Origin of the sequence: Gilliamella sp. wkB178, assembly GCF_001690705.1 — a bacterium.
Lineage (GTDB): Bacteria > Pseudomonadota > Gammaproteobacteria > Enterobacterales > Orbaceae > Gilliamella > Gilliamella apicola_K.
This window is the reverse complement of sequence record NZ_LZGK01000013.1, coordinates 629658-644629: the sequence shown is the minus strand read 5'-3', so window position 1 is coordinate 644629 and position 14972 is coordinate 629658. Positions and strand designations below refer to the sequence as shown.

Below are 14972 nucleotides of genomic sequence, written 5' to 3'. Positions count from 1 at the left end.
ATTATTCATTTCGGAAGTGTGTCAAAATCGATTAAGCTATCTTTGCCGTAAGGGTCACCGATCCAACGCGTACTTTGTTTAAACTCCGGATTGACAATACTTTTTTCCGGTTGATAAAGATCATAAGTTAAACCTGCCAAATCAGACCATGTATGGATCAAATCTTGGGTACTATATTTGCGATTAATGTAAGATTGATAATTATTTGGATGTGTGGCCAACCATTGTGGTGATTGCCACAGCATAAATGGCACAGTGTACATGGTTTTGGTAGGTGCCTTTTCATTACGCCCTAATACGTCGTGTGGTGGCGTTTCATAAACATCTTCACCATGATCTGAAAAATACAACATAAAACCATTTTCTTTGCTAGTTTTAAATATATTAAATAGTGTCGTAGTAACGTAATCATTATAGCTTACCGCATTGTCATAATTGTTATAACGCTCTAGTTTGTCATCATCAAGTTTAAAAGGAATACCGGTTGCATCTTTGAACTGATCATAAACACTATTTTTGGGGTAACGAAACTCATATTTCATATGCGTGCCAAGCAAATGAATGACAATAAACTTCTTATCGGCAGGATCAGCTAACACTTTTTTAAAAGGATCAAATACTGATTCATCATAGCGCCGTGAACTCTGGTTACGGTCATTATTCATATAAAACTGTTCATCAGTTTGCTGAGAAAACATAGTCAACATAGTATTACGTGCAGTCATAGTTTGTTGATTGGTGATCCAAAAAGTTTTATAACCTGCTTGATGCATAAGATGAATTAACGATGGTGTTTTCAAATACAAATCAGGATGTTGTTCATCAGCAAAAGTTAATGCTTGCTGGAGAATTTCTATAGTATACGGTCTGGATGAAACCACATCATTAAATACTAATAAATTAGGATTTTCCTTTTTAAATTGTTGTATATGTGGGGTAGTATTACGCTCATAACCATAAATCCCCATACGATTGCGAGTAGTTGATTCACCAATAACTAACACTAAAGTACGTGGAGTATTACCATTGGCATCGATTAAATTGTTCAATGGTGGCAACATTTCATAGTTGGCTAAAATAGCCTCCATATTCGACAACTGGGAACGATAGGCTAAATAATTGCTAACTAATTGCCATGGGACAGTGGTTTCCATCCGTGATAATAGATGATATCCAGCTTTTTCAAATGAAGCTTTTTTTACGGTTAAGCTAATCGCCATTGGCATTGTGGCATAAATAATAATTAGCAAGGAAACGATCCATTTGGTAGTGTTTTTAACATATATTGGTTTGACTTTTTTCCATAAAAAAGCAGCAAACAAAATATAAACACACAGTACAACAATCAACTTAATACTTAAATATTGTTGGATAAATTCATGGGACTCATTAAAGTTAGATTCCGCCATCACAAAGAACACACTTTGCGAAAACTCTTGTCTATAAATGACAAAATAAGCAACCGAAATTAAAGATAAACCACCAATTATCAAGCCGAAAACTGTGGCAATTTTACGAGTATAATTTGGGAACATCAGTAACGGTATCAGCCAAATTAAACTATAAATAAGCGAATCACGTAGGCCATTTATATTAGAATGACCTGAAACAAAAATGAACAGTTGTAAGGTGCAAGAAAAATAACCAAAAAATAGAATAGCAAAAATAAGTGCTGACCAACTAAATTTGTGGTTATCTTTTAAATTTTGCATGATTATCCTATCAACAATAATACTAAATTGTTGATAGGATAATCAGCTTAAATTAATAAAACCTTAAGAGGTAACTATTTTAATAAGTTAGATAATTTAAAAATAAAACCATCTTAACCAACCAATTAAATCCAATCATAGATTTTTAATCTTAATTTTGGTTAGTTTTTGTTTGTATTGCCGTTAATAAACGCTTTAAGCCTGCTTGTAAAATTATAGTTGGGCAGGCAATGTTAATACGCTCAAAACTTACGCCTTGATTACCAAAAATATAGCCTTCATCGAAAAATAATTCGGCTTCTTGCTGTAAAAATTTTTCTAACTCTTGAGGTTGCATACCTAAACTACGAAAATCTAACCATTGTAAATAAGTTCCTTCTAGATCGTAGACCACAATCTCTGGCAAATTTTTAGCAAAGAACTCTTTAACTAATAGGTGATTTTTATAAATTAAGGCAATAAATTGTTGTAACCACGCTTGACATTGTGTATAGACAATTTCACAAGCCTTAAAGCCAATAATATTCAAACTATGGAAACCATTTTTACTAATATAATCACTGTATTGATCACGCAATTGTTTATTAGGAATGATTATATTCGATGTTTGTAAACCAGCCAGATTAAAAGATTTACTTGGTGCGGTGCACACAATCACATTATTGCTAATTTGCTCCGACAATGTAGCAAATACATAATGTTTATGCCCTGGCATAATCAAGTCGAAATGAATCTCATCGGATACAATCAATACCTTATGTTTTAAACAAATCTCAGCTACTTGAGTTAACTCTTCCTTGCGCCAAACGCGCCCTACTGGATTATGCGGACTACAAAAGATCAACAGTTTGTTGCGTGGATTGCTAGCTTTAATTTCTAAATCAGCAAAATCTATTGCATATTTACCATTACTATCAATAATTAAAGGATTTTCAACCAGTTGGCGTTTGGTATTAGTAATACTTGCAGAAAACGGATAATAAACAGGCGGCATTATAATCACACCATCATTTTCATTGGTATAGGTTTTGATAGCATTATAAATTGCTGGCACCACTCCCGGGGATAGAACTACCCAATCTTTTTTAATTTGCCAGTTATGTTGGTGTTGCATCCAATCGATGACTGATTGGTAATAGCCCTGAGTACCATTGGTATAACCAAAAATTGCTTCACCAACAAATTGTTGCAATGATTTAACTAATTCAGGAGGTGGTAAAAAATCAACATCGGCTACTGAGAATGGGAATACATCTTTGGAAACATCAGGTTTTTCGGCAACCATTTGTTGCCATTTAGATGATCCTTGTGCTAATCGATTAACTGCTTTATCAAAATTATACACTTAGTACCTCCTTTATCATTATATTCTTAATTTTAGATCAATAATTAAGGCCTAATAATTTAGCAACTGCTTGATTTTGTGGTTCATATAATTGCTTAGGCGTAGAGTTAAAAATAATTTTCCCATTATCAACCACTAAACAACGTGAAAAATAGTTTAATGAATCATCCAGATAATGCGACACCATCATCAAAGTCAAAGCAAATTCATCACAAATAGTATTCACTAATTCAAGCATTTCAAAACGCAATGCCTGATCAAGCGCTGAAAATGGTTCATCCAATAACAAAATTGGACGACGTTGCATTAAACAACGCGCCAACGCCACCCGTTGACGTTGTCCGCCTGACAGTTGATCCGGATAACGTTTACCAAAGCCACTAAGACCAACTTTAACAAGTATATCGGCAATAGCATTTTGTTCTGCTGCCGTTATTTTCAGACTAGGCTTTAATCCCAAAGCAATATTTTGCTCAACAGTAAAATGGCTAAATAAATTATTATGCTGAAACAGCATTGATACAGGTCGTTTAGCCGGGTTTAAGATGGTTACATCTTGATTGTTTAGAATAATCTGCCCTGATTGAGGAAAAATAAATCCGGCAATTAAACTTAATAAAGTACTTTTACCGGCACCACTTGGCCCCACAATAGTTACTTTTTCCTTAGCAAGGATATTAATATCAAAATAAAGACTAAAATTATCATATTGATAATTAATTTGTTTAAGTTCGATCATAATCCAACACTGCCAGTAAAATAAAGGATAATAATAATAAAATTGAAGCAGTTACCATGCCTTGTTGATAATGATAATGCGATAACTGCTCATATAAATAATAGGGTAAAGTGGTGACTGCTTGACCACCAAATAGTGCAATAATACCAAAATCACCTAACGACAAAATAGCTGCAAATGCCATGCTTTTGGCCAACAATGGTTTAAGGGCTGGATATTCGATTAAACAAAAATGCTTTAAACCTGAAATATTTAATGATTGACTTAGTTGCCAGTAGCGTAAGCTAACATCATACATAGGCACAGCCAGATTTTTTAATGTATAGGGTAATACCATTAAAGCGTTACAAATTATCATCAATAAGCATATAAAAACAGCATTATTCACATATTCAAATAGTAATAAAAACAGACCCGCTGCCAGTACCATACTGGGTATAGCTAAGATCAAAGTGCCCACCAGCATTAGTCGATTACTCCATTTAATTTGTTGGGCAATGAGCAAGCGACTATTAGTCCACAGCAACAATACTGCAAACACCATAGCAATAATAGCTGATCCAAAGGTGATCACCATTGAGTAGTAAAAAGCGCATTTTAATCCCGAATTAAACAAAGAGAGTTGGAAAGCATTAATACCTTCAACTAACACGGTTATGATCGGTAAAAAAATGAACAACCCACCTATTATAATAATGACTAAACTTAACCAACGTAAAGGATTGGATACTGGTAGTTTATAATCTACCCCAGTAAATTGGACAGCAACGTTTTTGACACGATTAATTTTTTGCATTAACCACATAAAACTTAAGCAACATAGCAGCTGTAATCCAGCCAGTACCACCGCTTGCATTAATTCAAAATTACGAATTGATTGATAAATTTCTACCTCAATTGTAGTATATTTTGGACCACCGCCTAAGGCTAAAACTATAGCGAAACTCGAAAAACACAGCATAAAAATCAAGGTGGCAATTGGAAATAATTGCCGACGCAGTAACGGCCATTCAATCAATTTAAAATAATTAAAACTGGAAAAATTCAACTGGGCAGCTAGTTGCTTTTGCTCAACCGGAACACTGGTTAACGTTTGATGAAACAAACTACAAGCATAAGGAAAATTCAAAAATATGTGCGCCAGTAAAATGCCATGTAAACCATATACTGACATAGCAGATGACAAGCCTATAAACTGTAAAATATTAGCAATAAGCCCTTGTTGACCATAGACTGACAGCAAACCTGTTACCAGAACCAAGGTTGGTAGAATAAAGGTAATCGGCATGAAGCGTAATAGTAATGTTTTACCCTTGAAGCTGACCAATGATAAAGCTTTGGCCATTAAAAGCGCAGCCCCAATTGCCAGTACGGTTGATAATAAAGCTTGAACAATAGTTATAGCAACAACATGGAGTAAATAGCTATCAAAGTAAATGGACCAATTATTTGCATGTAAGGCAACTCCCCACAGGGAAAACAGCGCGGTACCTAGCACAATTAAAATTATGCTAACCACGCTGATACCAGGAATTAAGGATGTAAATTTTAGCATTTAGTCAGTTCAAGCTACTTACTAATCACTGATTGCCATTCACGCACCCATGCCTTTTGATTTTTATCTAATTGTATTGGATCAATCTCCAGTGTTTTTTTCACTTTATTAATTTGCGCAAACGCCTCAGGTAATGGAGTGGATACTATAGGATACATCACATTTTTTTCAGCAAATTGACGTTGAGCTTCCGGTGTTAAAAGATAACGTAAAAAACTGCGCGCTAATTCTACTTGATGACTATATTTAATAATCCCGGCAATTTCAACTTGACGGTAATGACCTTCTGGGAATATAGCCGCTACATAGCGATGATCATTATCATTCATAATATGAGCAACCGGTGAAGTGCTATAGCTTAATACTAAATCAGCCTCACCCTTTAAAAACATATTATAGGCTTCACTCCAATTTTTGGTCACGGTTAGCGTATGTTTAGCAATTTTTGCCCATGCGGATGCGGCATCATCGCCATAGACTTGTTTAATCCATAGCAACAATCCTAAGCCGGGAGTGCTAATTCTAGGATCTGGATAAACGATCTTCCAATTGGCTTTATTATCTACCAATTCATGTAAACTATGCGGTGGATTTTTAAGTTTGTTTTTATTATAAATAAAAGCAAAATAGCCAAAATCATATGGCATAAAATCGCTATCCCACCAATCGGTATTTAAATTATCTGGTTTAGTGATCTGGTGTGGAATGACAATACCGGCTTGTTTTGCCTGTTCAAGCAAACTATTATCTAAGCCTAAAATCACGTCAGCACTTGTTTTTTCACCTTCAAGGCGGATACGATTAAAAATTGAAACGCCATCACCTATAGTAATAATGTCAAGTTGACAATTACACTGAGCTTCAAAACCTTGTTTAATCTGTTGTCCCGGTCCCCATTCGGACAAGAAAGAACCATAAGTATAAACAGTTAACGTTGGTTGAGCATGCGCTGAATTTGCCGATAATGGCAATAACACTATGGAAAATAACAATGACAGTAACAAATTATTACGCAACATTTTGCCTCCTAATATTAAATGAAAGACAAAAGGTTTGAGCTGATATAATAACTCAAATCCCTCCGCTGGCATGATCCAGTTCAGGTTCGTCGGGTTATATTAGGAGATCTAATATTCTCAGCCCACTCAGGCACCCCGTTGAGAACTATTAACTAGTCTATTATTTGGTTAACTAATTGTAAACTATATAAAAGCGATAAATAAACAACAAAAGTGTAAATATTGTTGTAATAATTTGTTATTTAAAGAAAATTATTTAACAAAAAAATGTATGTATCGGTAATATCATGGGAATGAGCTGTATACTTACTAATATTAATATAAAAATATACAAATCAATTTTTTCATGGTGTTGTTGAGGATTTCTTTTTAAAAAACAGCAAATGCAAAACTAACAAATACACTAAATCAAAAATAATAATCGCCCCTAGCGTATCTATAATCATGTATATAAACCCAACAGCTTTATTTATATTATCAGTCATTTCAATATTATATTTAACTGTAATTAAACAACCTATTAGCATGAATATTTCAACAATAATCGTAATTATAAAAAATATGAGCATTAATATTTTAATAAAACTACTGGTTGTTAGTTTCATAATTCAATAATCTTATCTATAATTTTTGCAAAATTATTTCACAATAACACATAATTTTTTAAGTAGTTTAATTCAGTAGGTATATTACTAATTAGAGGTCTTGAATACAACTTTATAAAGATATACGTTGATACCTAGTTTATTAATGCCAGTTAACTAAACCGATCAGTGACATTTGACTGCTTTGTCGGTATTATATTGGGCATTTTTGTTATAATCGATTAGGTATAGTGTGAATATTCAACAATTACTAACTCAACGCATTTCTCAAGCCATGATTATGGTCGGTGCGGACAGCAACTGTGACGCTTTAATCAAACAGTCAGCCAAAGTACAGTTTGGTGACTATCAAGCTAATGGCATCATGGCTACCGCCAAGAAAATGGGGATGCCACCTAGAGCACTTGCGGAACAAGTACTAAAACATTTAGATATTAATGATATTGCCGATAAAGTGGAAATTGCCGGTCCGGGTTTTATTAATATTTTTCTTAAAGCCAGCTGGATTGCTGAGCAAAATGAAATTGCCTTAAACAGTGATAAACTCAATATCACCTTACCTGCCAAACCACAAACCATTGTTATTGACTACTCAGCACCGAATGTTGCTAAAGAGATGCATGTTGGTCACTTACGTTCAACTATCATTGGTGACGCAAGCGTACGCGTATTAAGTTTTTTAGGCCATAATGTGATTCGAGCTAATCATGTTGGTGATTGGGGCACTCAATTTGGAATGCTAATTGCTTATCTAGAAAAGATGCAAAACGAACATGCAAACGATATGGAACTATCAGACTTAGAATCCTTTTATCGTGCCGCTAAAAAACATTATGATGAAGATGAAGTCTTTGCTGAAAAAGCCCGTAATTATGTGGTGAAACTCCAAGGTGGTGATGAATATTGCCGCACTATGTGGCGCAAACTGGTTGACATTACCATGACTCAAAATATTGCTACCTACAAGCGCTTGAATGTCACACTATCATTGGAAGATACCATGGGTGAGAGTATTTATAACAATATGCTCCCGGGGATTGTTGCCGATTTAAAACACAAGAAACTCGCTGTTGAAAGTGATGGTGCCATTGTGGTCTTTTTAGATGAATATAAAAATAAAGAAGGCGAACCCATGGGCGTTATTATTCAAAAACGCGATGGTGGTTACCTGTATGCGACTACTGATATAGCTTGTGTTAAATATCGGTACGAACAATTGCACGCCGAACGCATACTTTACTACACTGATTCAAGGCAACATCAACATTTAGAACAAGTATGGCTTATTGCTCATAAAGCCAAATATGTACCGGAATCATTAAAACTCGAGCACCATATGTTCGGTATGATGTTAGGTAAAGATGGTAAACCATTTAAAACTCGTTCAGGCGATACGGTTAAGTTAAATGATCTGCTTGATGAAGCCACCGAACGAGCTACTGCATTAATTCGCAGTAAAAATCCGGATCTTAGTAACGAGGAGTTAGCGCAAATAGTCGATGCGGTAGCCATTGGTGCAGTTAAATATGCCGACCTATCCAAAAATCGTACTACTGATTATGTATTTGATTGGGACAATATGTTGTCATTTGAAGGTAATACTGCGCCTTATTTGCAATATGCTTATACTCGAGTTTTATCGATATTTAAAAAAGCCAATATTACAGCAGAAAATTTAACCGGTTCGGTAAGCTTAGCTTCTGATAAAGAGCGCGCATTAGCCACACGCTTAATCCAATTTGATGAAACTATTGCTACCGTTGCCGCCGAAGGTACACCTCATGTTTTGTGTGCTTATTTGTATGATATTGCTACACTATTTTCAAGTTTCTATGAAAACTGCCCGATATTGACTGCTGACAATGACAGCCTCAAAATCAGTCGTCTAAAACTTGCTGCTTTAACTGCTAAAACGTTGAAAATTGGTTTAGATATGCTCGGCATTAAAACGGTAGAAAAAATGTAAGCATAAATAATCGCCGATATTAAGTGATATCGGTGATTATTTTATACTGAAACGTATACCTCTCAGGAAACATCTTTACAAGGTATGATTAAATTTATTGTTCGTCATCAAAATAAATTCATGGCATTACTGCTAGTATTGGTGGCAATGATTGCAATACGTTTATATCCTCATCCACCACTATCCGATCCACTTACTTTTTCCAAACGTTATTACGATGATAATAATCATTTGATTCGTATGACTTTAGCCAAGGATGATCGTTACCGCTTGTGGACGCCGTTGGAAGACATTTCACCTGAGATTATTAATGGTTTGCTATTACATGAAGATCAATGGTTTTATTACCATTTTGGCATAAATCCGTTTAGTTTAACTCGCGCTTTTTGGGCAACCTATATTGGTGGTGGTAACCGTCAAGGGGCTTCCACAATTACCATGCAACTTGCCCGCATGCATTGGCGATTAAATACCAAAACCATTGGTGGTAAATTACATCAAATCGCCAGAGCAATCCAATTGGAACTAATGTATTCCAAACACGATATTTTAGAAGCCTATTTTAACTATGCTCCTTTTGGGCGTAATATTGAAAGTGTTGGCGCGGCTTCACTGATTTATTTTAATAAACCGGCCTCACAAGTTAATTTACCGGAAGCATTGACGTTGGTAGTATTACCACAATCCCCAACTTACCGCATTGACCGTAAAACTGGGTTAGCCAGTAATGCATTGATTAAAGCCCGCAATCAATTATTCGAACGTTGGCAAGAACAATACCCTGTTGATAGTAATATTGCGGCACTATTTTCGCAAAAATTGGTTTTAAGACAACCAGAACGATTGCCTTTTAGCGCTCCGCATTTTGTTAATCAAATAATCCAAGAACATCGCAATGATGATCAAGAAATCAAAACCACGCTGGATAGTAATCTACAAAAAATCCTGACTCGCCAAGTCAACAATTTTATTGAAAGAAATCGATTAAAAGGCATTGAAAATGCTGCAGTGATCCTAGTTGATACCCAAACCATGAAAGTGAAAGCACTAATCGGTTCGGCCAACTATTTTGATAATACTATCCAAGGGCAAGTTAATGGCACTTTAGCCAAACGTTCACCTGGATCTACCCTTAAACCTTTTATTTATGCTTTAGGTATAGATCAAGGAATTTTACACCCACGCACAATCTTAAAAGATGTCGCTACCGATTTTGGTGCTTATACGCCCGAAAATTTTGATCGCAATTTTCGTGGGCCAATTTCCGCTACTGATGCTTTAATTCATAGTCGCAATATTCCAGCCGTTACCATTGCATCTAATTTGCAACAACCAACCTTTTATCAATTCTTAGTTAATGCTCATATTCAAAAACTAGCTGATGAATCCCATTATGGTTTGTCATTAGTTTTAGGTGGCGGTGAAGTTACAGCTCAAGAATTGGTAGGATTATATGCCATGCTGGCTAATCAAGGTAATTGGCAACCATTAAAGTTTATTGAAGCAGATGAATCCGTGCCCCCACAAAAAATACTCAGTCCTCAAGCAGCTTTTATGACCATTGATATGTTAAAGCAAAATACTCGCCCACAAGATGTGCTGAGTAAAATGCAAAATAATGTCATCCCTGTGGCTTGGAAAACTGGTACCTCATGGGGATTTAGGGATGCATGGACGGCGGGAACTTTCGGCAATTATGCCATGGTAGTGTGGTTAGGTAATTTTGATGGTAGCGGTAATAATGCCTTTGTGGGCGTAGATGCGGCGACACCTTTGTTTTTTAATATTGTTGATAGTATTAATGCCTATTATCCAAACTTGCGGGAACCAAACCGACCGTTACCAAGTAATTTAAAACGGGTTGATATCTGCCTAACTAGTGGTAATTTAATGACTCAATGGTGTAAAGCAAAAGGGAAGACTTGGTTTATTCCGGGGGTATCACCAATCAAACCGGATACCATCTTCAGGCCCGTTATGGTTGATAATAAAACCGGTAAAGCCGTTTGCCCACCTTATGATTTAACCACTTCGCATTTAGAAGTTTTTGAGTTTTGGCCTTCTGATTTAGCAGCTATTTTTGCTAAAGCTGGTATTCCCAAAAAAGTCCCACCGACTACCAGCCATTGTGTTACGACTCAAAGCTATTTAGGCGAGCGACCAAAAATAACTTCGCCACTGAAAAATGTAGTCTATCAATTTAGGCCATCAAAACAGAAAAATGAAAAAATTAGTTTTACCGCTAATAGTGATGGCGATGCCAAATCATTATATTGGTTTGTTAATGATAATTTTATGGGGCAAACTGAACCGAGAAAAGCCATCGATTGGGTGCCAACCGAAAGTGGTACATTTAAAATTTTAGTCCTTGATGATATGGGTCGCAGCGATTGGCGCAATATCAAAGTGGAACTATTTAATTAAATATTTGGCAGCTAGCAATTTATTGATTGCTAGCTTACTGCACCAATAAATTACATAACTTGTTTAGCAATACAAATATCCAAGCTATCAACATGCTCTTTAGCAAATGAAGCAAATTCCACAAAATGTGGGGTTGCATTGTGAATATCAATGGCCTGTTGTGATGCCCATGTTTCAATCACTACATACACATTTGGATTATCAATACTCTGATTCAGTTCATAACGAACACAGCCTGCTTCGGCACGACTACCTGCTACTAGTTTTTTAAAAATCGGTTGAAAAGCGGCATGAAACTCAGGTTTTACTTTAATAGTGGCAATAATATTTAAATGACTCATATAATTCCTTTGGTTTAATGGTTTACATTGTTTCGTTAGTATATCCTGAGTTCACGTGCGATTGCAAAAATCGCTCATTATTTGCTTAATCTAATTTTTGTGACAACTAATTATTGATAATAAATAATAAGTTATATTTTTAAAATAGAATTCTTAACCCAAAAAAATTAAGCGCCCCTTATATTTAAGCGCCAAAATCTCAAAAATAATACTTTAACTATTTCATTTATTTATATATTTTTTTAAATTTAACACTTGATATTAAGATTAGATTAGTTAGAATCGCTGCAATTTATTCAGCAAATTAAGAGTTTCAAGTTATGAACAATTATAAATCAACAATCTTAAACAACAGTATTGTTGATTTAGCTTTTATCCTCCTTTTTGGGGGATTTTTTTTGTCTATTATTTTGTTGTGATTAAGTATTTTTATATTAATTAATTCAGGTTCAACCAATTGTAGAGGCACATTATGACAGATAATAAAAAAATGTTATTAACCACTCGAGATCAAAGTTTAAAAGCCTATTTAATGAAAAGAATTAAAGAAAATGGTGGTTGGGTTAATGCCCATATGCATGCAGACCGTGCTTTTACAATTAGTGTAGATAGTTTTGATGTCTATCAAAAACAAACTTTAATTGAAAAATGGGATACCCTAGATAAAGTTAAAGCCGCTATGAGTGAAGATGATTATTACCGCCACTTTAGCATGGCGGTTGAACGCATGATTGAACAAGGTGTGAGCGCTATGGGCTCATTTGTAGATATTGACCCTATTGCCCAAGAGAGAGCAATTAAAGGGGCATTAAGAGCACGCGAAACCTATAAAAACGATATTATGATTAAATTAGTTAATCAAACCTTAAAAGGCGTTATCGATAAGGAAGCGCGTTATTGGTTTGATAAAGGTGCCGATTTGGTTGATATTATTGGTGGTTTACCTCGTCGTGATGAACGCGATCATGGTCCAGGAATGGGGCTTAAACATTTAGATGTGTTAATGCAAACAGGTAAATCATTAGGTAAAATGGTACATGTACATGTAGATCAGTTTAACTCACAAGAAGAAATAGAAACCGAGCAACTCACCGATAAAACGCTTGAACATGGTATGCATGGCCGAGTTGTTGCCATTCATAGTATTTCAATTACCGCCCACAGCTTAGAATATCGCCAACGACTCTACCAAAAGATGAAGCAAGCACAAATGATGGTAATTGCCTGCCCTTTTGCTTGGATTGATAGCCCTCGCCGAGAAGAACAAGGCCCAACCCGTAACTCATTAACACCAGTAGATGAACTTGCTGCTGCCGGAATTCCGGTTGCTATTGGTACTGATAATGTTAGTGATTATATGTTACCTTTTTCAACCGGTAATATGTGGGAAGAGCTAAAATTGTTAGTTACCGGTTGCCGTTATACCGATTTAGACAATGTGGTGAATGTAGCCACTAATAATGGCCGTATGGTGTTAGGCATTGAGTAATCAATAAAAAATCCCAACCAATTATAATTTATCTTTGGTTGGGATATTATTTTAGCAACAACTAGCGTCTGGTTGTTTTTTTAGCGGTGGCTTGGCGTGGAGATTTAGATAAATTGCTGATTCGAGGGCGTCTAGGCCGGCTAGCACGCTGTTCTGACGACGTAGCAATGAAACTTTTCGCTTCTTTAGCCAGACCCACTGTTTCCCGTAAATAATTAACTGCGTCAATACCTAATTCCATCCACGTTCCACGTGATAATCCTTTCGGTAATGCAATGTTACCATAGCGAATCCGCAGTAAGCGGCTGACTTGCACGTCAATAGCTTCCCACATTCTACGCACTTCACGATTACGCCCTTCAGTGATCACTACATTAAACCATTGATTGATGCCATCACCACCTTGAGCTTTAACGGATTTAAATGAGGCTGGGCCATCTTCCAATTGTACACCTTTGCGTAACTGGTTCAATTGCTGATCAGTAACTTTACCAAACACTCGCACTGCATATTCCCGTTCAATTTCATGCCGCGGATGCATTAAGCGGTTGGCCAACTCACCATCAGTAGTAAACAACAATAGACCTGAAGTGTTAATATCTAATCGTCCGATATTAACCCAACGGGCATTTTTTAAACGTGGTAACCGTTCAAATACTGTGGCCCTACCTTGAGGATCGTTGCGCGAACAAATTTCCCCTTCTGGTTTATAATAGGCTAGTACTCGGCAAATTTCTTTCTCTTTGCTTCTTAGCTGAATCAAATGACCATCAATACGTATTTTAGGATTCGCATTAACATCGACGCGATCACCTAAAGTAGCAATTTTACCATCAACGCTGATTTTACCCGCAACTATCATGGCTTCAATTTCACGGCGCGATCCATTACCAAGGTTGGCTAATACTTTTTGTAACTTTTCAGTATTATCATTAACAGCTACTTTACGTGTAGCAACTGCTGGTGTTTTGGTGGTTTTTAAAGCTGGTTTTAGACTACGTTCTTTGGTAACTCTTTTTTCTGTTACCTTTACTGCTTTAGCAGAATCAGATCTACTATTTTTCATATTATCCTCACTGTTACCTTCTCAGGTATCATTTTTACTATTTACAATATCACCAACGCATTGATGATATATAAAAATTTACTATGCAAACGGTGTAGTGTCACCACTACCTTGACGAATGATATCAGGATAGTCATTAGTCAAATCAACAATAGTTGTTGGTTGTTGCCCAATATAACCACCATGCACGATAGCATCTAGTTGGTGACCAATTTTATCTTCAATTTCGTCCGGGTCTGATTGCGCTTCATCATCATTAGGTAAAATTAAGGTAGTGGTCATTAAAGGTTGCCCCAATAATTCCAACAAAGCTAAATCAATTTTATTATCGGGAATACGTAAACCAATGGTTTTACGTTTTTCATTCATTAAGCGTCGTGGTACTTCTTTACTGGCTTGCAAAATAAATACGTACTTACCGGGTGTATTATTTTTTAATAATCTAAAAGTGGCATTATCGACAAACGCGTAGGAGGATAATTCAGATAAATCGCGACACATAAGCGTAAAATTATGGTGTTTATCGAGTTGCCGAATTTGACAAATGCGATCAACGCCATATTTATTATCTAACAAACAACCAAGTGAATAACCAGAATCAGTTGGAAACGCTATCACGCCACCGTCGTTTAATATTTTTACCACCTGATCTAACAGCCTAGTTTGCGGATTATCCGGATGAATATAAAATGTTTGGCTCATAATGTTCTT

Annotated in this window: 12 protein-coding genes and 1 riboswitch; of the genes, 3 read left to right on the top strand and 9 right to left on the bottom strand. The window is 35.9% G+C overall.

The annotated features are described in order from the left end of the window. Positions 1 to 5 precede the first annotated feature (5 nt). The 6 genes from cptA to A9G13_RS07085 form a co-directional block, all read right to left on the bottom strand. Positions 6 to 1712 (bottom strand): phosphoethanolamine transferase CptA, encoded by a 1707-nt coding sequence (gene cptA / locus A9G13_RS07110; RefSeq protein WP_065556887.1) that lies wholly within the window; start codon positions 1710 to 1712, stop codon positions 6 to 8. A gap of 151 nt (positions 1713 to 1863) precedes the next feature. After that, positions 1864 to 3057: a MalY/PatB family protein gene (locus A9G13_RS07105; RefSeq protein ID WP_065556886.1), complete on the bottom strand. Its 1194-nt coding sequence runs from the start codon at positions 3055 to 3057 to the stop codon at positions 1864 to 1866. Positions 3058 to 3094: 37 nt separating this feature from the next. Further along, a complete protein-coding gene (gene thiQ, locus A9G13_RS07100; RefSeq protein ID WP_065556885.1) occupies positions 3095 to 3796 on the bottom strand; it encodes a thiamine ABC transporter ATP-binding protein ThiQ in 702 nt (233 codons plus the stop codon). Next, the gene (gene thiP / locus A9G13_RS07095) at positions 3783 to 5351 is read right to left on the bottom strand and encodes a thiamine/thiamine pyrophosphate ABC transporter permease (RefSeq protein ID WP_065556884.1); all 1569 of its coding nucleotides are present in this window, start codon (positions 5349 to 5351) and stop codon (positions 3783 to 3785) included. Before thiP ends, thiQ begins: the two co-directional genes overlap by 14 nt. 14 nt (positions 5352 to 5365) lie before the next feature. Continuing rightward, on the bottom strand, positions 5366 to 6370 hold the full coding sequence (gene thiB / locus A9G13_RS07090) for a thiamine ABC transporter substrate binding subunit (protein WP_065556883.1): 1005 nt from the start codon (positions 6368 to 6370) through the stop codon (positions 5366 to 5368). A gap of 39 nt (positions 6371 to 6409) precedes the next feature. After that, positions 6410 to 6518, bottom strand: a riboswitch (TPP riboswitch). Between the two features lie 196 nt (positions 6519 to 6714). Beyond that, positions 6715 to 6975 (bottom strand): hypothetical protein, encoded by a 261-nt coding sequence (locus A9G13_RS07085; RefSeq protein WP_065556882.1) that lies wholly within the window; start codon positions 6973 to 6975, stop codon positions 6715 to 6717. A gap of 232 nt (positions 6976 to 7207) precedes the next feature. Here A9G13_RS07085 and argS point away from each other — a divergent pair, with 232 nt between their 5' ends. Continuing rightward, a complete protein-coding gene (argS, locus tag A9G13_RS07080) occupies positions 7208 to 8941 on the top strand; it encodes an arginine--tRNA ligase (protein WP_065556881.1) in 1734 nt (577 codons plus the stop codon). Between the two features lie 84 nt (positions 8942 to 9025). Next, positions 9026 to 11365, top strand: a complete 2340-nt coding sequence (gene pbpC / locus A9G13_RS07075; protein ID WP_065556880.1) for a penicillin-binding protein 1C — start codon at positions 9026 to 9028, stop codon at positions 11363 to 11365. Between the two features lie 50 nt (positions 11366 to 11415). Here pbpC and A9G13_RS07070 read toward each other — a convergent pair whose 3' ends face one another. Next, the gene (locus A9G13_RS07070; RefSeq protein WP_065556879.1) at positions 11416 to 11706 is read right to left on the bottom strand and encodes a putative quinol monooxygenase; all 291 of its coding nucleotides are present in this window, start codon (positions 11704 to 11706) and stop codon (positions 11416 to 11418) included. A gap of 472 nt (positions 11707 to 12178) precedes the next feature. On the opposite strand from A9G13_RS07070, the gene A9G13_RS07065 reads away from it, so the two are divergent. Continuing rightward, entirely contained in the window at positions 12179 to 13195 is a 1017-nt protein-coding gene (locus A9G13_RS07065) for an amidohydrolase family protein (RefSeq protein ID WP_218059183.1), read from the top strand. A 61-nt stretch (positions 13196 to 13256) separates the two neighbouring features. On the opposite strand, the gene rluB is transcribed toward A9G13_RS07065, so the two are convergent. Together rluB and A9G13_RS07055 are read right to left on the bottom strand one after the other, a co-directional pair. Further along, positions 13257 to 14261, bottom strand: a complete 1005-nt coding sequence (rluB, locus tag A9G13_RS07060) for a 23S rRNA pseudouridine(2605) synthase RluB (protein WP_081301188.1) — start codon at positions 14259 to 14261, stop codon at positions 13257 to 13259. Between the two features lie 81 nt (positions 14262 to 14342). After that, on the bottom strand, positions 14343 to 14963 hold the full coding sequence (locus tag A9G13_RS07055) for an L-threonylcarbamoyladenylate synthase (protein ID WP_065556878.1): 621 nt from the start codon (positions 14961 to 14963) through the stop codon (positions 14343 to 14345). Positions 14964 to 14972 lie beyond the last annotated feature (9 nt).

Excerpts from the sequence above, each read along its gene's own strand:
- A9G13_RS07065 (WP_218059183.1), top strand. The coding sequence starts at position 12,179 with ATGACAGATAATAAAAAAATGTTATTAACCACTCGAGATCAAAGTTTA.
- thiP (WP_065556884.1), bottom strand. The coding sequence starts at position 5,351 with ATGCTAAAATTTACATCCTTAATTCCTGGTATCAGCGTGGTTAGCATA.
- rluB (WP_081301188.1), bottom strand. The coding sequence starts at position 14,261 with ATGAAAAATAGTAGATCTGATTCTGCTAAAGCAGTAAAGGTAACAGAA.
- A9G13_RS07055 (WP_065556878.1), bottom strand. The coding sequence starts at position 14,963 with ATGAGCCAAACATTTTATATTCATCCGGATAATCCGCAAACTAGGCTG.
- thiB (WP_065556883.1), bottom strand. The coding sequence starts at position 6,370 with ATGTTGCGTAATAATTTGTTACTGTCATTGTTATTTTCCATAGTGTTA.
- cptA (WP_065556887.1), bottom strand. The coding sequence starts at position 1,712 with ATGCAAAATTTAAAAGATAACCACAAATTTAGTTGGTCAGCACTTATT.
- A9G13_RS07085 (WP_065556882.1), bottom strand. The coding sequence starts at position 6,975 with ATGAAACTAACAACCAGTAGTTTTATTAAAATATTAATGCTCATATTT.
- A9G13_RS07070 (WP_065556879.1), bottom strand. The coding sequence starts at position 11,706 with ATGAGTCATTTAAATATTATTGCCACTATTAAAGTAAAACCTGAGTTT.
- pbpC (WP_065556880.1), top strand. The coding sequence starts at position 9,026 with ATGATTAAATTTATTGTTCGTCATCAAAATAAATTCATGGCATTACTG.
- thiQ (WP_065556885.1), bottom strand. The coding sequence starts at position 3,796 with ATGATCGAACTTAAACAAATTAATTATCAATATGATAATTTTAGTCTT.